This window comes from Acidovorax sp. FHTAMBA, assembly GCF_038958875.1.
In the GTDB taxonomy this organism is placed as follows: Bacteria; Pseudomonadota; Gammaproteobacteria; order Burkholderiales; family Burkholderiaceae_C; genus Acidovorax.
Genome location: NZ_CP152407.1, coordinates 4,044,583 through 4,063,178, shown reverse-complemented (window position 1 = coordinate 4,063,178; position 18,596 = coordinate 4,044,583). Strand labels below are relative to the sequence as shown.

Genomic DNA, 18,596 nt, shown 5'->3' with positions numbered 1-18,596 from the left:
TTTTCTGTAAGGCCGCACCATGTCCGTTGTCAATCAATTTGGAAAACTGTTCAACCGGAAACCTGCCACTCCGGAAACCGGCGCGACCGCCGACGACGGGCAGGATCTGCTTGCCACGGGTCCGCTGGAAGGCTCGCCAATGCGCGATACCTACCAATCCGAGGCGATGAACAGCGTCCAGGGCGATCCTGACGGTTATGTGCCGGAGCTGCACTCACCAGAGGCGGAAGAAGATCTGATCTCGCTGCCGGTATTGGGGCGGGCGACTGCGGCGGCCCACCAGCGGCGATTGCTCGCGCTGCTGCTGATCGGCGTTGCGGTGCTGGCTTTGATCGCTTTCTGGGTGCTGCAGCAGGCGGACCGGTCTGCCCAGCAGCTTGCTTCGACCGGGCAATCCCTGATGCAGTCACAGCGGCTCGCCAAGTCCGTGTCGCAGGCGCTGGTGGGTAGTCCCCAGGCCTTCCCGGACGTTGTGGAAAGCTCAGGCGTGCTGGCGCGAAACGTGCGCGCCCTGAATTCCGGCGATGCAGAGCTGGGTGTGGAGTCGTTGGGCGAACCCTTCAAGCCCGACCTGGATGCGGTGAACCCGCTCATGGAACGCGCCGAACGCAACGCCAGCGTGGTGATGGGCCAGCAAAAAATTCTGACGCAGGTGGGTGACGCGCTGCGCACGATCAACCGCCAGTCTTCCGATCTGCTGGAAATCGCTGAAACCGTGTCTTCGCTGAAACTGCAGCAGAACGCCCCGGCCGCCGAAATTTCTGCCGCCGGCCAGCTGGTGATGTTGACCCAGCGTATCGGCAAATCTGCCAACGAATTCCAGACGATGGAGGGTGTGAGCCCCGAGGCCGTGTTTCTGCTGGGCAAGGACTTGAACTCCTTCAAGGAAATTGCCCAAGGTCTGCTGGACGGAAGCCCGGAACTGCGCCTGGCCCCGACCCGGGACGCGCAAACGCGCGAACAGCTCGAAGCACTGATCAAGCTCTATGAGCAAACCCGGACCCAGGCGAGCGCCATTTTGGGCAACCTGCAAGGCCTGGTGTCCGCACGGGAAGCTCAGTCTGCCATTATTGCGGACAGCGAACCCCTGCGCCGCCAGTTGGAAGGCCTGCAGTCCAAGCTGTCGGCCCAGACGGGTGTCGGCGGCGGTCAGCTCGCAGCGCTGGCGCTGGCCGGTTTGTTCGTGATTTTTTGCGGTGTGGGCATCTCTCGTGTGCAGCTGCTCGATAGCCGTGGTCGTCAGGCGGCAGCTGAAATGCAGCAAAAGGACGCCAAACGCCAAGAGCAGGAAGCCAAGCGCGTCAACGACGCCAACCAGGCCGCCATTTTGCGTTTGATGAACGAACTGCAGTCGGTCGCTGAAGGTGACCTGACGCAGGAAGCCACGGTGACGGAAGACATCACGGGCGCTATTGCCGACTCGGTGAACTACACGGTGGAAGAGTTGCGCCAACTGGTGGGCAGCGTGCAGAACACGGCTACCCGTGTGGCGCAGACGACAGCCCAGGTGGACAACACATCGACCGAACTGCTGGCCGCATCGACCGAGCAGCTGCGCGAAATTCGCGAAACCGGCCGCTCGGTTCTGGACATGGCGACGCGCATTAACGAGGTGTCCACACAGGCGCAAGAGTCCGCTACAGTGGCCCGCCAATCGCTGCAAGCTGCTGACTCCGGTCTGCAGGCTGTGCAAAACGCCATCGGTGGTATGAATTCCATCCGTGATCAGATCCAGGACACCTCCAAGCGGATCAAGCGCCTGGGCGAATCGTCGCAGGAGATCGGTGAAATTACCGAGCTGATTTCCGACATTACCGAACAGACGAACGTGCTGGCCCTGAACGCCGCCATTCAGGCGGCGTCCGCTGGTGAAGCTGGTCGTGGCTTCTCGGTGGTGGCGGAAGAAGTGCAGCGACTGGCTGAGCGCTCCGCCGATGCAACGCGACAGATTTCTGCGCTGGTGAAAGCCATTCAGACCGACACACAGGATGCTGTGGCCGCTATGGAGCGTTCCACGCAGGGTGTGGTGGAAGGGGCCCGTCTGTCTGACAGCGCCGGTACCGCGCTGACAGAAATTGACCGCGTGTCGCGCCGCCTTGCGGAACTGATCGAACAGATTTCGTCTTCGACATCCCGGGAAGCTGTTCTGGCCAACGAAGTGGCCGACAACATCCAGCACATTTTTGCGGTGACCGAGCAGACGGGTGAAGGTACCCGCACGACCGCGCAGCAGGTGCGCGAGCTCTCGCACATGGCCGAGGAGCTGCGCCAGTCGGTGGCACGGTTCAAGATTGCCTGACGCTGTAGTCATCAACCAGCTGGCTCATAGCAGCCGGGGACGAATCCATGTCATCTATTGATGTCAACAATGCACCGGCCGTAGATGGGATCCAGGGGGACCAGGATCTGGGTCCCTTGGCTTGGGTGCTTGACGAACTGCGAAAATCTCTCGATGGTGCCGTGAAGGCCATGCGGCGGTTTGTGCGCGATGCGGAGGCCGCCCGCGAATCCGATCTGGCGGCGCTGGATGCCGGCACGCTGCGCATCGCCCGGCAGCAGCTTCACCAGGCGTGCGGAGCGCTCGAAATGGTGGGTATGGGCCCGCCTGCGTTGGTGCTGCGGGCCATGGAATCGGCAGTGCAGAAGTTCGTGCAACGACCAGAAACCTGCAGCGACGACGCTGCGGCTGTGATCGAGCGCGCCAGTTTCGCACTCATCGAATACCTGGAAACCGTGTTGGCGGGCAAGCCTGCCTCGCCGGTCGCGCTCTTCCCGCAATACCGGGAGGCCCAGGCCCTGGCTGGTGCTGATCGCGTCCACCCTGCCGATCTGTGGCCCGTGGAGCGACGCTTCCGTGAACCAGAAGGTGCTGTGTCTGCGGCGCCGTTGCCGTACGGAGCGGAGGCGCGTGCGCGCCTGGACGCTGCGGTTTTGCGAATCGTGAAGTCCGGTGACCTGAAGGCCGCACGGAGCTTGCGCGATACGTGTCTTGGCTTTGTGGCTGCCCAGCAGGACCGCCAATCCCGCGCATTCTGGAAAATCTGCGCAGGATTCTTTGAGGCGTTCGCTGCGGGTCTTCTGCCGGCCGATGTTTACGTGAAGCGTGTTGCATCCCGCGTGCTGATGCAGTACGCCACGCTGTCCAAGGGCGACACGACGATTGCAGATCGTCTGGTTCAGGACCTGCTGTTTTTCTGCTCGCAGGCCAAGCCTTCCGGCACTGCTGGCAGTGAGGTGCCTTCGCTGCAGGCGGTCCGGCAGGCGTTCGCGCTGGACCGGTTCCAGCCGGTGGACTACGAAGCGGAACGTTTTGGCCGGTTTGACCCTGCGCTACTGGCGCAGGCGCGCAAGCGGATTGCCGCTGCCACGGAAACGTGGTCGGCCTTGGCGGGTGGTGATCGCAACAAGCTCAAGCCCGCTGCGGATCAATTCAGTCTGGTCTGCGATTCGCTGCGCAAGCTCCATCCCGGCAGTGAAACCCTGGCGCAGGCACTGACGCGGGCGTTGGACTCCACTACGCGCTCGGGAGAGCCCCCGTCTGCTGCACTGGCAATGGAAGTGGCGACTTCGGTTCTCTATCTGCAGGCAGCGTTTGAAGAGCTCGATGCAGACGGCGACGAAATGCAGATTCGCGCTGCGCGCCTGGCTGAGCGCCTGGATGCGGTCAGCGCTGGCGCTGAGCCCGAACCACTGGAGCAGTGGATGGAAGAGCTGTACCGCAGGGTCAGCGACAACCAGACCATGGGCAGCGTTGTGGACGAGCTGCGCTCTACCCTCGGCGAGGCCGAGAAGGCGCTGGATCAGTTCTTCCGAAACCCCCAGGACACTGCGGTGCTGGCCTCGGTTCCCGGTCACCTCGCGCAAATGCGCGGCGTGCTGTCGGTGCTGGGCCTGGACCAGGCCTCGCTGGCGGTGGTCCGCATGCGCGACATGGTAGAGCGCTTGCTTATCAATGAAGTGCCCGAGGAAGAGCGCCAGGGCGTGTTCGAGAAGTTGGGCAACAGTCTTGGTGCCTTGGGCTTCATGATTGACATGCTGAGCTACCAGCGCACGATGGCGCGCAAGCTGTTCGTGTACGACGAGGAGTTGGGTGAACTGCGCATCCTGATGGGCAAGACCCGCTCGCGCGCATCGGATGCACTGGAAGAAGGCGTTGCGAAGTTGGACGAGCGGTCTGCTGTCCCGCTGCCCGATGTCGTGCCTCGTTTCCCCGCGAAGGAGCCCGCCAGCGAACCGACAGATTTCGGTTCGCTCGTATCGCTGCCTGAGCTGCCTTCTGACGAGGGGAGTCAGCCAGTTGCTGCGGCGGAACCTGATTCGCTCGACCCTGGCATTTCGTTCGAGTTGCCCGATGTTGCCCGGAGCGTGCAAGCACCGCCGGTCCATGCCGTTGCAGCCCCTGCGGCCACGCAGGCGCCGGAAATCGAAGACGAGCTGCTCGAAGTGTTTCTGGAAGAGGCTCGCGAGGTGGTGGTCAATGGTCTTGCTGCCATCCAGGTGCTCAACGATGAGCCTGGCAACCTTACCGAGCAGACCACCCTGCGCCGGGCTTTCCACACCCTCAAGGGCAGCTCACGGATGGTTGGGTTGAACGAGTTTGGAGAGGCCGCCTGGTCGATGGAGCAGGTGCTGAATGCCTGGCTGGCCGAGCAGAAGCCCATGCAGCCGAGCTTGTTGCAGCTGTCCTCCGATGCGTTGCGGGCATTCAGCCGATGGGCTGATGATATTGCCGCCGGCCAGGCTGGCGCGTGGCAAGCGGACGCCTTCTGCCGCTCTGCGGACGCGATGCGTCTGGATGGCACACTGCTGCCGCTGGCCCTTCCCGCAGATGGCGGGCTGGACGTGCCGTTGGCTGGAGCTGCGGCAGAACGCGAAGCGGCTGCGCCCGACGAGCAGTTGCCGGATCTGCCGGAAGCTGCGTTTGCAGAGGCACCTCAGGCTGTCGACGAAGAGTTCGTGGCGCCCGATTTCGAGGTCACCGCCATCTCGGACCACGTGCCCCAGCCCGGCGATGCGGGAGCCGTGGCCAGCGACGTGGCGGAAGACATCGATTTTTCCGTGTTCGCCGCCGCGCTCAACGATGCGCCTGCCGCTTCAGGGGCGGTCGATCCATCCAGTGCCGATTTTGTGCTGGATCTCGAGTTGCCTGACCTGGAACCCGCCCCGAAGGACGGCGCACCCGACGTTGCAGTAGCAGCCGATGTGCCGGACGATGTGGCCGCACTGCTGAAGGTCCCGTCATCTGAAGCAACGGAGCCTTTGGAGGAGCAGAGCCTGGTGGAGCTGCAGCCGCCAGTGGAGATTGCGGACGAAGCAGAAACTGCACCAGAACTCGCCTCAGAGACCCCAGAAACCGTCGCCGTTGCGTCCACCGATGCACCGCAATCCCACGATGCAGTGCCCCAGGACGATGGTGCCAGCGATGAAGCGGTCAAGGTCATTGATACGCTGCGCATTGGCATACCGCTGTACAACGTTTATTTGAACGAAGCAGACGAGTGGTCGCGTCGGTTGGCCACCTGCCTTCAGGAATGGTCGCTGGAGCTGCACGAGCCGCTGCCCGACATCGCAGTCGCGCTGGCCCATTCGCTGGCAGGCAGCTCTGCCACAGTGGGTTTCACGGCCCTTTCCGAGTTGTCCAGGGTCCTCGAACACGCCTTGCAGCATGTGATGCTGCAATCGGGTGGCACCGAGGAGCAAGCCCAGGCCTTTCTGGCAGCAGCCGACGATATTCGCCGGTTGCTCCACCAGTTTGCGGCGGGCTTTCTCAAGGAGCCAAGCGAAGAAGTGCTGGCGCAGCTGCGCCAGATACTCGAGACCGAGGTGGACAACACGCTGTCTCCTCCGGAAGACGAGGCCACCGACGCGGATCGCCCAGAGGCCGCGCACCCCGCGGTGGTTCAGGCAGAAGCCGAGCTGTCTGCAGTTGCGCCTGCATCGAACCTGGACGACGTAGACGCCACACCCGTGAATGAACCCGATGCCGTCGTAGCACGGCATGTGGCGCCTGCATTGTCTGCGGTGGTGCACGATCACGACAGGTTTGTCGACGAGGCGATCGCGCATGCCGTGGCGCTAGGTTCTGATGTAGACGACGATATCGACGCCATCGACGTCATTGACCCGGATCTGTTCCCGATCTTTGAAGAAGAAGCTGCGGAGCTGTTGCCGCAGCTGGGTGGCGCACTTCGCCAGTGGGCCTCGCGGCCGGACAACCTTGGTGCTCGCAGTGAGGTCTTGCGCGCGTTGCACACCCTCAAAGGCAGCTCGCGCCTCGCCGGGGCCATGCGCCTGGGCGAAATGGCCCACAGGCTGGAATCGGCGATCGAGCATCTGGATGCCGAAACGGTCACTTCGGACCAAATCGAGCCCCTGCAAGGGAACTTCGATGGCATTCAGGCCAATTTTGATGCGCTGCGTGCCATTGGCCAAGGCTCGGCCGACACGGTGGTTGCGTTGCCGGTGGAGGCGCCACGCGGGCTGTCCGAGGCGCGCGCAGACAGCCCGGCTCCAATGCCCATACCGGCTGCAGCGGCATCGACCGCGCCCGCAAATGCGGCGGTGCGTCTGCCGGGTCCGTCGCAGCTCGCGCCTTTGCGTGTGGCCGCCAACCAGTCGGTGCGCGTTCGCGCGCAACTGCTGGACCGCCTGGTCAACCAGGCTGGCGAAGTGATGATCAGCCGCTCCCGCCTCGACGTGCGTCTGGGGCAGTTCCGCAGTTCGCTCACCGATCTGTCCGGCAACCTGGATCGTCTGCGTCAGCAGTTGCGCGACATCGAGGTGCAGGCGGAATCGCAGATGCAGTCGCGTCTGGCACTGTCCAAGGATTCTGCTGCTGGGTTCGATCCCCTGGAGTTCGACCGCTTTACGCGCGTGCAGGAGCTCACACGCATGATGGCCGAGTCGGTAAACGACGTGGCGACCGTGCAGCGCAACCTGCAACGGGCCATGGAAGGCGCCGAAGACGATCTGATTGCCCAGGGTCGCCAGGCCCGCGAGCTGCAGCGCGATCTGCTGCGCACCCGCATGGTGGAGTTTGAGGGCATTGCCGAACGCCTCTACGCCGTGGTGCGCCAGGCGTCGAAGGAAACCGGCAAACAGATCAAGCTGGACATCACCGGCGGCTCCATCGAAATGGACCGCGGCGTGCTGGATCGCATGACCCCCGCGTTCGAACACTTGCTTCGTAACTGCGTGGCCCACGGCATTGAAGATCCGCAGGTGCGCACCGCAGCGGGCAAGTCCGCTTCCGGCACGATCACGGTCGATTTGCACCACGAAGGCAATGACGTTTCGGTGGAATTCCGGGATGACGGTGCTGGGCTGAACTTGCCACGCATTCGCGAAAAGGCGCTGGCCCAGGGGATTGTGGAGCCGGGCGCGGAGCTGAGCGACGCGGAGGCTGCCAACCTGATTTTCATGCCCGGGTTCTCCACCGCGTCCGAAGTGACCGGCTTGGCAGGGCGCGGTATCGGCATGGACGTTGTGCGTGCCGAGATCAATGCGCTGGGTGGTCGGATTGAAACGTCGACCGAAGCGGGCAAGGGCGCCGCATTCCGCATGGTGCTGCCGTTGACCACGGCAGTGACGCAGGTGGTGATGCTGCGCGCAGGCGATCTGGCCGTTGGCGTGCCCGCCAACGTGGTCGAGATCGTGCGGCGCACGTCGGCGGCAGACCTGGAGACGGCCTACCGCACCGGTCATTTTGATGACGGCATGGAGCAGCTCCCCTTCTTCTGGTCCGGGGCGCTTCTGCAGGCTTCTTCGCGCAGCAACGAGGCTGGCGGCAAGACGCGACCGGTGGTGATTTTCCGCAGTGCATCGCAGCGCATTGCCATGCACGTGGACGAAGTTCTGGGCAACCAGGAAGTCGTGGTGAAGAACCTTGGTCCCCAGTTGTCGCGATTGCCAGGTCTGGCCGGCATGTCCGTGCTGGCCTCTGGTGCCGTGGTGCTGATCTACAACCCGGTGGCGCTGGCTACCGTCTATGGTGATCAGGTGCGTGCCGCCAGTGCGGGTCTGCCGCCTGTCCTGGAGGCTGACGGTTCTTCGGGTGCAGGCAAGGCGGTCGTGTCTCCGCAGCTTGCGGGTCCGAGCCAGGTTCCGCTGGTGCTGGTGGTGGACGATTCCATCACGGTGCGCCGCGTCACGCAGCGTCTGCTGCAGCGCGAAGGCTATCGTGTGGCGCTCGCGGCTGACGGTCTGCAAGCGCTGGAACGCCTGCAGGAAGAGCGCCCGACCGTGGTGCTGTCCGACATCGAAATGCCGCGCATGGACGGCTTCGACCTTGCACGGAACATTCGGGCCGATGGCGCGCTGCGTGACCTCCCCATCATCATGATCACGTCGCGCATCGCCGAGAAGCACCGTGAGCATGCAATGGAACTGGGCGTCAACCATTACCTGGGCAAGCCCTACTCGGATGAAGAGCTGCTGAGCCTCATCCAGCACTACGCCCGCCTCGCGGCGACCGCAGAGGCATAGCGTCTCCATGGAAGTGCACCGCAGGCCTGCCTTGAAGTGGCGGGCCTGTGGCTTGCAGATGCGGCGTCAGATCCCGGTGCCCCTTGGGCCTGCTGCATCCCGGAGTTTGTGCTGATGATGGCTTCGCCGGTAACCGTTCCTTCCCCTGACCCTCGTTTGCTGGCCTGCCTGGCGATGGTGGTGCGGGAGAGAGCTTCCGACCTCTTCATCATGGCGGGTGCGCCACCCACCCTCAAGCGGCAGGGCGTGTTTGTGGCCATGGGGCAGCAACAGCTGACGGCAGATGATGTGCGGCAGATGGCCTACTCCATCCTCCGTGAGGAGCAGCAGCAGGAGTTCGACGCCACCATGGAGTGCGATCTCTCCCTGCAGACACCCGAGGGTGAGCGGTTTCGTGTGAATGTGCACCGCCAGCGCGGCCAGGTGGGCATGGTGATCCGCCACGTCATCGCCCGCATTCCCAGCCTGGAGGCGCTCGGCCTTCCGCCCGTGCTCCAGCAACTGGCGTTTCTCAAAGGGGGGCTGGTACTCACGGTGGGGTCGGCTGGTTCTGGCAAAACCACCACGCTGGCCGCGCTGCTGGACCACCGCAATGCCCACACGGGCGGGCATATCCTGACGGTGGAAGACCCCATCGAATACCTTCACACCCACAAGAAGTCACTCGTGACACAGCGCGAGGTGGGGCTCGATACGCTGTCCTATGACGAGGCCCTGCGCCGCGCGATGCGGGAAGCGCCGAACGTGATCATGATTGGTGAAATCCGCGACCGGGCCACCATGCAGCACGCGCTGCACTATGCCGAGTCCGGCCACCTGTGTGTTTCCACACTGCATGCCAACAATGCGAACCAGGCGGTACAGCGCATTGTGAATTTCTTCCCCGAAGACGCCCACCGCCAATTGCTCATGGACCTGTCCCTCAACCTGCGCGCTGTCGTAGCGCAGCGCCTGGTGGCGGGGCTGGCGGGTGGCCTGGTGCCTGCCACCGAGATCATGCTGCTCACGCCCTATGTGGCCGAGCTGATCCAGAAGGGGCAGATCGACGAACTCAAGACTGCCATCACCCGCAGCGGTGAGCAGGGCATGTGGAGCTTCGACCAGTCCTTGCTGGCCATGGTCGAGTCCGGCGCCATATCGCCCGAAGAGGCGATTGCCAACGCCGATAACCGCACCGATGTGCGGCTGCGCCTGCGGCTGGCAGCCGGTGCGCCGCTGGGTGGTGAGGGCATGCAAATGACCCCCGATGAGCCCACCGGGCCAGACAGCATTCCACCCCCTGCTGCGCGCCGGTGAGCGGCAGTCTCAGGCTGCAGTGGCCTTCACCACGGCATAACGTTCCAGGGTGCGGTGCCGCGCCGCGTCGTGTTCCACCACCGGCAGCGGGTAGGTATCCCCCAGCCGCACACCTGCCTCTTGCAGCTCCAGCGGGCGCGCCAGCCAAGGGGCGTGGAGTGCCTTGGCGGACAAGCCCGCCAGTTGCGGCAGGTAACGGCGGATGAACTTGCCCTCCGGGTCGAACTTTTCGCTCTGGCTCACCGGGTTGAAGATGCGGAAATACGGCTGGGCGTCACACCCGCTGGAGCTGGCCCATTGCCAGCCACCGTTGTTGGCGGCCAGATCGAAGTCATTCAGGTGCGTGGCAAAGTAGGCCTCACCCCGCCGCCAGTCAATGCCCAGGTCCTTCACCAGAAAGCTCGCCACCACCATGCGCAGGCGGTTGTGCATGTAGCCCGTCTGGTTGATCTGCGCCATGGCGGCATCCACCAGCGGGTAGCCGGTGCGGCCCTCGCACCACGCGGCAAACAGGGCATCGGCCTCGGGGCCGGTCTCCCAGGCAATAGCGTCGTAGGCCGGTTTGAAGCTCTGGCCCACCACATGCGGGTGGTGGTGCAGGATCTGGAAGTAGAAATCCCGCCAGATCAGTTCGCTGAGCCAGGTCGTGGCCCCCGGGTTGCCCTCCTGCATCAGGCGGTGCGCCGTGCGCGCCAGCAGGCGCGGCGAGATGGTGCCAAATCGCAGGTGCACGCTGAGGTAGCTGGGCCCTTTTACTGCCGGAAAGTTGCGCGTGTCCTCATACCGCTCGATGCGGCCGAGAAAATCGTCGAAGAGCTGCTGTGCGCCCCGGGCGCCCGTGGGCAGGCGCAGCTGGGACAGCGCGGTGGGCTCAAACCCAAGCTCCTGCAAGGTGGGCACGGGTTGGCAATAGCCCTCGGGGCGCGCCGCCAGATGGTGTGCATGGCGCTCTACCGGATAGCTCTGGAGCTGGAACGCATCAATCTTCTTGAGCCACGCATTCTTGTACGGTGTAAACACGCTGTACGGGTTGCCGGTCTGCGTCAGCACCTCGCTGCGCTCCAGCAGGGTATGGTCCTTGAACGTATGGAAGGCCTTGCCCGCGGCCGCCAGCCGCGTGCGCACCAGGCGGTCGCGGTCCAGCGCCTGGGGTTCATCGTCGTGGTTGGCAAAGACGGCCTGCACGTTCAGTGCGTCAGCCAGCGCCGCAATGGCATCGCTGGCCACCGCGTGCCACACGATGAGGCCTCCCCGTTCCTGCCCCGAAAGCGCGCGCAGCGTGTCGTCCAGCTCCACCAGCGACTCGCGGATGAACTCCACGCGCCGGTCGGCGCGGGGCAGGGCATCGAGGATGTCCTTGTCAAAGACAAAAGCGCAGAACACCTGCTCGCAGCGCGTCAGCGCGTGGTACAGGGCGGCCTGGTCGTGGGCTCTCAGGTCGCGGCGGAACCAGACCAGACCGCGGGGGTACGAGGGCTCGGAGGAGGGGGGCATGTTCACCGTTAAAATTGCGGAATGTCTTTCGATTCTGCGCCCATCAACCTGACGCATCACTTCCTGATTGCGATGCCCGGTCTGGAAGATGAGTCTTTCTCGCGCAGCGTCGTTTACCTGTGCGAGCACAGCGAACGCGGTGCACTCGGCCTCATCATCAACAAGCCCACCGACATCACACTCAAGGGCCTGTTCGACAAGGTGGACCTTTCCCTGCGCCGCGAGGACCTCACCAAAGAGCCCGTCTTTCAGGGTGGCCCGGTACAAACCGAGCGTGGTTTTGTGCTGCATGAACCCATGCTGATGGACCGGGCCGAAACCGACGAGTCGGCCTACGCATCCACCATGACCATCCCCGGCGGGCTGGAGATGACCACCTCCAAGGACGTGCTCGAAGCGCTGTCCACGGGCGCAGGCCCGCGGCGCGTGCTCATCACGCTGGGGTATTCGTCCTGGGGTGAGGGCCAGCTTGAATCGGAGCTGGCCGAGAACGCCTGGCTCACCGTGGCGGCCGATCTGTCTGTGATCTTCGATACCCCCGTGCCCGAGCGCTACGACCGGGCTCTGTCGCTCCTGGGCCTCAAGGCCTGGATGTTGTCGCCCGAGGCGGGGCACGCATGACCGGCCTGCCCGTTCAGCCCGCCGTTCCTGCGCATTTCCAGACCTTTCTTGCTTTCGATTTTGGCCTCAAGCGCACGGGCGTCGCCACGGGCAACCGCATGTTGCGCAGCGCCACACCGCAGGCCACCATCAAGGCCGAGGGCGACGCCCGTTTTGTGCAGGTGGCCGAGCGCATCAAGGAGTGGCAGCCAGACGCCCTCGTGATCGGCGTGCCCTACCACCCTGATGGCGCGAGCCACGAGAACACCGAGCGCGCGCTCAAGTTCGGCCGCCAGCTGCGCGGGCGTTTTGGTTTGCAGGTGTTCGAGGTGGACGAGCGCTACAGCACCACCGAAGCCCACGCCGAGCGGTCGCGCGGCGGAACCGGTTTCGCAGGTGGCGCCAAGGATGCCGACGCCGCTTCGGCCTGCATCATCCTGGAACAGTTTTTGAGGAATCTCCCATGACCACCCCCTCCCCCGGAGTATCCGGCAGCCTGGTGCTTGATGCCGAGGCGCTGTACCGCGAACTGCTGCGCGGCGTGCGCAGCATGCTGACCCCCACCACGCGCCTGGCGGGCATTGCCTCGGGCGGCGCCTGGCTGGCCGAGCGCCTGCAAAAAGACCTGGGCCTCGAAGGCCCCGCCGGTGTGCTCTCGTCGGTGATGCACCGCGACGACTTTGCCCAGCGTGGCCTGTCGGCCAGCGCGCAGACCGCGCTGCCCTTTGATGTGAACGGTGCCGACGTGCTGGTGCTTGACGACGTGCTCTACACCGGCCGCACCATCCGCGCCGTGCTCAACGAACTGTTCGACTATGGCCGCCCCGCCAGCGTGCGCCTGGCCGTGCTGGTGGACCGGGGCGGGCGCGAGCTGCCCGTGCAGGCCGACTTTGCCGCCGCGCGTGTGGCCCTGCCTGCTGCCCAGTCGCTGGCCCTGGCGCGCGACGACGGCGGCATCTTCCAATTCCAAGTCAAAGAGGCCTGACCGTGCTGCACAAGCGCAACCCCCAACTCAACGGCAACGGCGAACTCATCCACCTGCTGTCCATCGAGGGCCTGCCGCGCGACATCGTCACGCACATCCTCGACACGGCGGCCAACTTCGTGAGCGTGAACGACCGCGAAGTGAAGAAGGTGCCCCTCTTGCGCGGCAAGAGCGTGTTCAACCTGTTCTTCGAAAACAGCACGCGCACCCGCACCACCTTCGAGATCGCGGCCAAGCGCCTGTCGGCCGACGTGCTCAACCTCGACATCGCGCGCAGCTCGGCCAGCAAAGGCGAATCGCTGCTCGACACCATCGCCAACCTCTCGGCCATGGCGGCCGACCTGTTCGTGGTGCGGCACAGCGAGTCAGGCGCGCCCTACCTCATTGCACAGCATGTGGCGCCGCATGTGCATGTGATCAATGCGGGCGATGGCCGCCATGCCCACCCCACGCAGGGGCTGCTGGACATGTACACCATCCGGCACTACAAAAAAGATTTCAGCAACCTCACCGTGGCCATCGTGGGCGACGTGCTGCACTCGCGTGTGGCGCGCTCCGACATCCACGGCCTCACCACGCTGGGCTGCGCCGAAGTGCGGGTGGTGGGGCCGCGCACGCTGGTGCCCAGCGACATGGCGCAGATGGGCGTGCGCGTGTGCCACACGCTCGAAGAGGGCATCAAGGATGCCGACGTGGTCATCATGCTGCGGCTGCAGAACGAGCGCATGAGCGGCGCCCTGCTGCCGTCGAGCCAGGAGTATTTCAAGAGCTTCGGCCTCACGCAGGAGAAGCTGCAACTGGCCAAGCCCGACGCCATCGTCATGCACCCCGGCCCCATCAACCGCGGCGTGGAGATCGACTCCGCCGTGGTCGATGGCAAGCAGAGCGTGATCCTGCCGCAGGTGACTTTCGGTATTGCGGTCCGTATGGCCGTCATGTCCATCGTTGCTGGTAACGAAGCATGACGCCTGGAATGAATACTCCTGTTTTCATAGCTGCTAGCGCTTATCCAATAAGCGCTAGCAGCCAATTTGGCTTGAAATCATGAAGATACTGATCCAAAACGGCCGTGTGATCGACCCCGCCTCGGGGCTCGATCAGACCTGCGACATCGCCATCGCCGCAGGTCGCATCGTGGGGGTGAACCGCGTGCCCCCCGACTTTGCGCCCAACCGCACCATCAATGCTGCTGGCTGCATCGTGTTGCCCGGCCTGGTGGACCTGGCGGCGCGCCTGCGCGAGCCCGGCCACGAACACGAAGGCATGCTCGAATCCGAAATGGCCGCCGCCGTGGCCGGTGGCGTGACCAGCCTGGTCTGCCCGCCCGACACCGACCCCGTGCTCGACGAGCCGGGCCTGGTGGAAATGCTCAAGTTCCGCGCCGAGAAGCTGCACCAGTCGCGCCTGTTCCCGCTGGGGGCACTCACCCGCAACCTCGCGGGCGAGGTGCTGACCGAGATGGCCGAGCTGACCGAATCCGGCTGCGTCGGCTTTGGCCAGGCCGAGGTGCCGCTGGCCAGCACCCAGGTGCTGCAGCGCGCGCTGCAATACGCCGCCACCTTTGGCTACACCGTGTGGCTGCGCCCGCAAGAGATGCACCTGGGCAAGGGCGTGGCTGCCAGTGGCCCGCTGGCCACACGCCTGGGCCTGTCGGGCGTGCCCGTGGCGGCCGAGACCATTGCGCTGCACACCATTTTTGAACTGCTTAAGACCACCGGCGCCCGTGTGCACCTGTGCCGCATCAGCAGCGCGGCGGGGGTGGAGCTGATCCGCCGCGCCAAGGCCGAGGGCCTGAAGGTGACGGCCGATGTCAGCATCAACTCGCTGCACCTCACCGACGTGGACATCGGCTTCTTCGACAGCCGCGCCCGCCTGTCGCCCCCGCTGCGCCAGCAGCGCGACCGCGATGCGCTGAACGCTGCGCTGGCCGACGGCACCATCGATGCGCTGGTGTCCGATCACACCCCGGTCGATGAAGACGCCAAGACCCTGCCGTTTGCCGAAGCCGAGCCCGGCGCCACGGGGCTGGAGCTGCTGCTGTCGCTGGCGCTCAAGTGGTCGCAAGACAGCGGCGTGCCGCTGCAGCGGGCGCTGGCCACCGTCACGTCCGAGCCCGCGCGCGTGCTGGGCAACGCGCTGGGCACACTGCAGGCCAGCGTGGGCCAGATCGTGGAAGGCGGCGTGGGCGACCTGTGCATTTTGGACCCGCAGGCCGCGTGGACGGTACACAGCGATGCGCTCGCCAGCCAGGGCAAACACACGCCCTTCTCGGGCTATGAGCTGCCCGGCCGTGTGCGCATGACCCTGGTCGGTGGACAGGTCGCTTTTGACCGCAGCTGAGACGGCGCGACGCTGCGATAGCAAGGCCCGTCCGTGAAGTTCCTGCGCGCCAGCTGGCGCCTCTTGCGGCTGCTGGGCCACATTGCCAAGGGCCTGTGGATTGTGGCGCTGCGGTTTCCGTCGCTCTCGCCCGACCAGCAGCACGCCCGCGTGCAGGTGTGGTCGATGGAGCTGCTGGCCCATGCGGGCATCAGCCTGCGCATCCTGGGGCAGCCCCCGGTGACGGGGCCGGTGATGCTGGTGGCCAACCACATCTCGTGGCTCGACATCCCCGTGATGCATGCCACGCGGCATTGCCGTTTTGTCTCCAAATCCGACGTGCAGGGCTGGCCGCTGATCGGCACCCTGGCCACGGCTGCGGGCACGCTGTATATCGAACGCACCTCCCGCCGCGATGCGCTGCGCATGGTGCGGTCCATGCAGGAGGCGCTGGAGCGCGGCGAAGTGCTGGCCGTGTTCCCTGAAGGCACCACGGGCGATGGGCGCGAGATGCTACCCTTCCACGCCAACCTGCTGCAGGCAGCAGTGGCCGCGCAGGCGCCCGTGCAGCCCGTGGGCCTGAGCTTTGCCGACAAGGCCACCGGCGCCACCAGCTTTGCGCCCAGCTACATCGGTGATGAAACCCTGGTGGGCTCGATCTGGCGCACGCTCACCGCCCCGCCCATCGAGGCCGTGGTGCACTTCGGTACACCCGAGCTGGCGGGCGGCCGCGACCGCCGCGCCTTTACGCAGCACCTGCAAGAAACCGTCGACCGCCTGCGAAGGGGTTGACCGGGCACCGGCTCCCTGCCGCGCTGGCTGCAGAGGGGGCGGGGTGGCTTCAACGCGCAAAAGCGTGCATATTCCACGTTTGCGGGCTGCGGGGGCTGCAACAGGAGTCCTTCTGTCCACAAAAACCCCGTATCGTCCGCGTCTTTGTGCCTGCAAGCGCACCCAAGAACGCAAGCAGGTCTGCCAACACTGCCGGGAGGGGCACCATGAACCTGATTGAGCGCGTCAAGAGCATTCTTTTGCAACCCAAAGAGACCTGGGCCACGATCGATACGGAATCGACCGATACGGCCACCCTGTTCACCCGCTACGCGATGGTGCTGGCCGCCATTCCGGCAGTGTGCGGGTTCATCGGCATGTCATTGATCGGTGTGGGCGGTTTTGGCATGACCATGCGTGTGCCCCTGGTGGCCGGGCTGGTGAACATGGTGGTCTCGTACGTGCTGAGCCTGGTGGGCCTGTTTGTGCTCGGCCTCGTCATCGATGCCCTGGCCCCCGCATTCGGCGGGCAGAAAAGCCCGATCCAGGCGCTCAAGGTGGCCGTGTACGCCAGCACCGCCGCCATGCTGGGCGGGGTGTTCGGCCTGGTGCCCGTGCTGGCCATCCTGGGCCTGCTGGCCGCGCTGTATTCCATCTATCTGCTCTACACCGGCTTGCCGGTGCTGATGAAGAGCGCGCCGGAAAAGTCCGTGGCGTACACCGCCGTGGTCATCGTGGCGGCCATCGTGATGGGCGTGCTGGTGGCGGCCGTGGGCTCGGTGTTCATGCCCAAGGGTGGCGCCATGCTGGGTTCATCCGGCGGGCCCACCATCACCATGAATACGCCGGGCGGCAAGGTGTCCATCGACACCGCCGGCCTGGAGGCCGCAGGCAAGAAGATGGAAGAGGCCGCCCGCAAGATGGAAGAAGCGCAAAAGAGCCAGGACCCCGCTGCCATTGCCGCTGCCGCAGGCGATGCTGCCAAGGCCGCTGCGGGTGCTTTCGGGGGTGGCCAGGCGATTGCGGCGCAGTCGCTCAAGGCGGCGCTGCCCGAAAAGCTTGGCGGCCTGCCGCGCACGGGCTTCGATGTGCAGGACGGCGCGGCCCTGGGCCTGCCCACCAGCCAAGCGAGCGCGCAGTACGGCAACGATGACAGGCAGGTGCGCCTGGAGATCGTGGACATCGGTGGCCTGGGGCAGATGGCGGTGATGGCCATGGGCATGGCGCAGGGCGAAAAAGAAGACCAGACCAGTGCCGAAAAGACCTGGCAGGAGGGCGGCCGCACCCTGCACACGCGCTACGAGAAGGACGGCAGCCATGCCGAGTTCAAGACCATCCTTAAGAACGGCCTGGTGGTCAGCATCGAGGGCGACAACATGGGCGTGAAAGACCTGCAGGGCTACCTGTCGCAGGTGGACCTGAACGCGCTGGAAGGCCTGCAGCGCAAGGGCAAATCCTGAATGGCCGGCACGCCCGAGGGGGTGGTTTTATCAAAATTCATAGCTGCCAGCGCTTACCAGATAAGCGCTGGAGCCTGATTTGACTTAAATTCCGTTGCCCTGCTCGCGGGGGAACGTCACCACATGGTCCACCTGCGCGCGGATGCCGATCCACTCGCCCAGGGCGTGGTCGTGGTGGCTGGGCACATGGGCCAGCACGGTGTGGCCGCTGGCCAGCCGCAGGGTGTACAGAAACTCCGAGCCCCGGAACGACTTGCGCACGATCTGCGCCTGCACGGGCGCATGGTCGTCGTGCACGATGTCGTCGGCACGCAGCAGCACATCGCATTCGCCGCCGGGGTAGCTGCCGGGCAGGGGGCATTCGTCCAGGTCGGTCAGCTCGCCCAGGGGCGTCTGCGCCACCACGTTGTTGGCGCCATGCACCAGCGTGGCGGGCGCAAACACGCCGTGGCCGATGAAGTCGGCCACAAACCGGGTGGCGGGGCGGTGGTACAGGGTGTACGCGTCGTCCCACTGGTGCAGGTGGCCGTCGTGCATCACGCCGATCACGTCGCCTATGGCAAAGGCCTCGAACTGGTCGTGCGTCACAAACAGCGCCGTGGCGCCGGCGGCCTTGAGGATGCCGCGCACCTCGTGCGCCAGGCGCTCGCGCAGGTCCACGTCGAGGTTGGAAAAGGGCTCGTCCAGCAGCATGAGCTGGGGGCGCGGCGCCAGCGCCCGCGCAAGGGCCACGCGCTGCTGCTGCCCGCCCGAGAGCTCATGCGGGAAGTGGTTCTCGCTGCCCTCCAGGCCCACCAGCTGCAGCACCTCGGCCACGCGCGCGGCCTGCTCGGCCCGGGGCAGCTGGTGGATGCCAAACGCCACATTGCGGCCCACCGTGAGGTGCGGGAACAGCGCGTAGTCCTGGAACACCATGCCAATGCGCCGCAGCTCGGGCGGCACGCTCAGCGTGGCGCTGCTGACCACGCTTTTGGTCAGGCGGATCTCGCCGCCCGTCACCGGCTCCAGCCCGGCCACGGCGCGCAGCAGGGTGGTCTTGCCACAGCCCGACGGGCCGATCAGCACGCCGATGTCACCGGCTTTCAGGCTGAGCGTGACGCCGTGCACGGCGGCGTGTGCGCGACCCGCGTAGCGCACTTCGAGTTGGGAGACCTCAAGAAACATGCCCCGATTCTAGGTGGGCGGGG

General features: G+C 65.1%; 12 protein-coding genes. 10 read left to right on the top strand and 2 right to left on the bottom strand.

The window, feature by feature from the left end; genetic code table 11:
* Positions 1-19: 19 nt before the first annotated feature.
* The 3 genes from AAFF19_RS18945 (at position 20) to AAFF19_RS18935 (ending at position 9,780) form a co-directional block, all read left to right on the top strand.
* Positions 20-2,299: a methyl-accepting chemotaxis protein gene (locus tag AAFF19_RS18945; protein WP_182118801.1), complete on the top strand. Its 2,280-nt coding sequence runs from the start codon at positions 20-22 to the stop codon at positions 2,297-2,299.
* 47 nt (positions 2,300-2,346) lie between these two features.
* Positions 2,347-8,484: an Hpt domain-containing protein gene (locus AAFF19_RS18940; RefSeq protein WP_182118800.1), complete on the top strand. Its 6,138-nt coding sequence runs from the start codon at positions 2,347-2,349 to the stop codon at positions 8,482-8,484.
* 114 nt (positions 8,485-8,598) lie between these two features.
* Complete coding sequence (locus AAFF19_RS18935; RefSeq protein ID WP_246330758.1) at positions 8,599-9,780, top strand: PilT/PilU family type 4a pilus ATPase; 1,182 nt, start codon at positions 8,599-8,601, stop codon at positions 9,778-9,780.
* A gap of 9 nt (positions 9,781-9,789) precedes the next feature.
* Here AAFF19_RS18935 and AAFF19_RS18930 read toward each other — a convergent pair whose 3' ends face one another.
* Positions 9,790-11,274: a deoxyribodipyrimidine photo-lyase gene (locus AAFF19_RS18930; RefSeq protein ID WP_182118799.1), complete on the bottom strand. Its 1,485-nt coding sequence runs from the start codon at positions 11,272-11,274 to the stop codon at positions 9,790-9,792.
* Between the two features lie 21 nt (positions 11,275-11,295).
* Here AAFF19_RS18930 and AAFF19_RS18925 point away from each other — a divergent pair, with 21 nt between their 5' ends.
* The 7 genes from AAFF19_RS18925 to AAFF19_RS18895 all read left to right on the top strand — a co-directional run bounded on the left by AAFF19_RS18925 (position 11,296) and on the right by AAFF19_RS18895 (position 17,409).
* Complete coding sequence (locus AAFF19_RS18925) at positions 11,296-11,895, top strand: YqgE/AlgH family protein (protein WP_008903262.1); 600 nt, start codon at positions 11,296-11,298, stop codon at positions 11,893-11,895.
* Positions 11,892-12,341, top strand: coding sequence for a Holliday junction resolvase RuvX (ruvX, locus tag AAFF19_RS18920; RefSeq protein WP_182118798.1), 450 nt, complete (start codon positions 11,892-11,894; stop codon positions 12,339-12,341). The genes AAFF19_RS18925 and ruvX overlap by 4 nt, the downstream gene beginning before the upstream one ends.
* Complete coding sequence (pyrR, locus tag AAFF19_RS18915; RefSeq protein ID WP_182118797.1) at positions 12,338-12,859, top strand: bifunctional pyr operon transcriptional regulator/uracil phosphoribosyltransferase PyrR; 522 nt, start codon at positions 12,338-12,340, stop codon at positions 12,857-12,859. Before ruvX ends, pyrR begins: the two co-directional genes overlap by 4 nt.
* 2 nt (positions 12,860-12,861) lie before the next feature.
* Entirely contained in the window at positions 12,862-13,824 is a 963-nt protein-coding gene (locus AAFF19_RS18910) for an aspartate carbamoyltransferase catalytic subunit (RefSeq protein ID WP_008903259.1), read from the top strand.
* Positions 13,825-13,903: 79 nt separating this feature from the next.
* Complete coding sequence (locus AAFF19_RS18905) at positions 13,904-15,199, top strand: dihydroorotase (RefSeq protein ID WP_182118796.1); 1,296 nt, start codon at positions 13,904-13,906, stop codon at positions 15,197-15,199.
* 33 nt (positions 15,200-15,232) lie between these two features.
* A complete protein-coding gene (locus tag AAFF19_RS18900; RefSeq protein WP_182118795.1) occupies positions 15,233-15,970 on the top strand; it encodes a lysophospholipid acyltransferase family protein in 738 nt (245 codons plus the stop codon).
* A gap of 206 nt (positions 15,971-16,176) precedes the next feature.
* Positions 16,177-17,409 carry a Yip1 family protein gene (locus AAFF19_RS18895; protein WP_182118794.1) on the top strand — a complete coding sequence of 411 codons (1,233 nt, stop codon included), beginning with the start codon at positions 16,177-16,179 and terminating at the stop codon, positions 17,407-17,409.
* Positions 17,410-17,493: 84 nt separating this feature from the next.
* Here the strand turns inward: AAFF19_RS18895 and AAFF19_RS18890 are convergent, their stop codons facing one another.
* Entirely contained in the window at positions 17,494-18,573 is a 1,080-nt protein-coding gene (locus tag AAFF19_RS18890; RefSeq protein WP_182118793.1) for an ABC transporter ATP-binding protein, read from the bottom strand.
* Positions 18,574-18,596 lie beyond the last annotated feature (23 nt).

What these genes read in the sequence shown, in the direction of transcription:
- AAFF19_RS18945 (WP_182118801.1), top strand. Translation starts at nt 20, where the DNA reads ATGTCCGTTGTCAATCAATTTGGAAAACTGTTCAACCGGAAACCTGCC.
- AAFF19_RS18940 (WP_182118800.1), top strand. Translation starts at nt 2,347, where the DNA reads ATGTCATCTATTGATGTCAACAATGCACCGGCCGTAGATGGGATCCAG.
- AAFF19_RS18935 (WP_246330758.1), top strand. Translation starts at nt 8,599, where the DNA reads ATGATGGCTTCGCCGGTAACCGTTCCTTCCCCTGACCCTCGTTTGCTG.
- AAFF19_RS18930 (WP_182118799.1), bottom strand. Translation starts at nt 11,274, where the DNA reads ATGCCCCCCTCCTCCGAGCCCTCGTACCCCCGCGGTCTGGTCTGGTTC.
- AAFF19_RS18925 (WP_008903262.1), top strand. Translation starts at nt 11,296, where the DNA reads ATGTCTTTCGATTCTGCGCCCATCAACCTGACGCATCACTTCCTGATT.
- ruvX (WP_182118798.1), top strand. Translation starts at nt 11,892, where the DNA reads ATGACCGGCCTGCCCGTTCAGCCCGCCGTTCCTGCGCATTTCCAGACC.
- pyrR (WP_182118797.1), top strand. Translation starts at nt 12,338, where the DNA reads ATGACCACCCCCTCCCCCGGAGTATCCGGCAGCCTGGTGCTTGATGCC.
- AAFF19_RS18905 (WP_182118796.1), top strand. Translation starts at nt 13,904, where the DNA reads ATGAAGATACTGATCCAAAACGGCCGTGTGATCGACCCCGCCTCGGGG.
- AAFF19_RS18895 (WP_182118794.1), top strand. Translation starts at nt 16,177, where the DNA reads ATGAACCTGATTGAGCGCGTCAAGAGCATTCTTTTGCAACCCAAAGAG.
- AAFF19_RS18890 (WP_182118793.1), bottom strand. Translation starts at nt 18,573, where the DNA reads ATGTTTCTTGAGGTCTCCCAACTCGAAGTGCGCTACGCGGGTCGCGCA.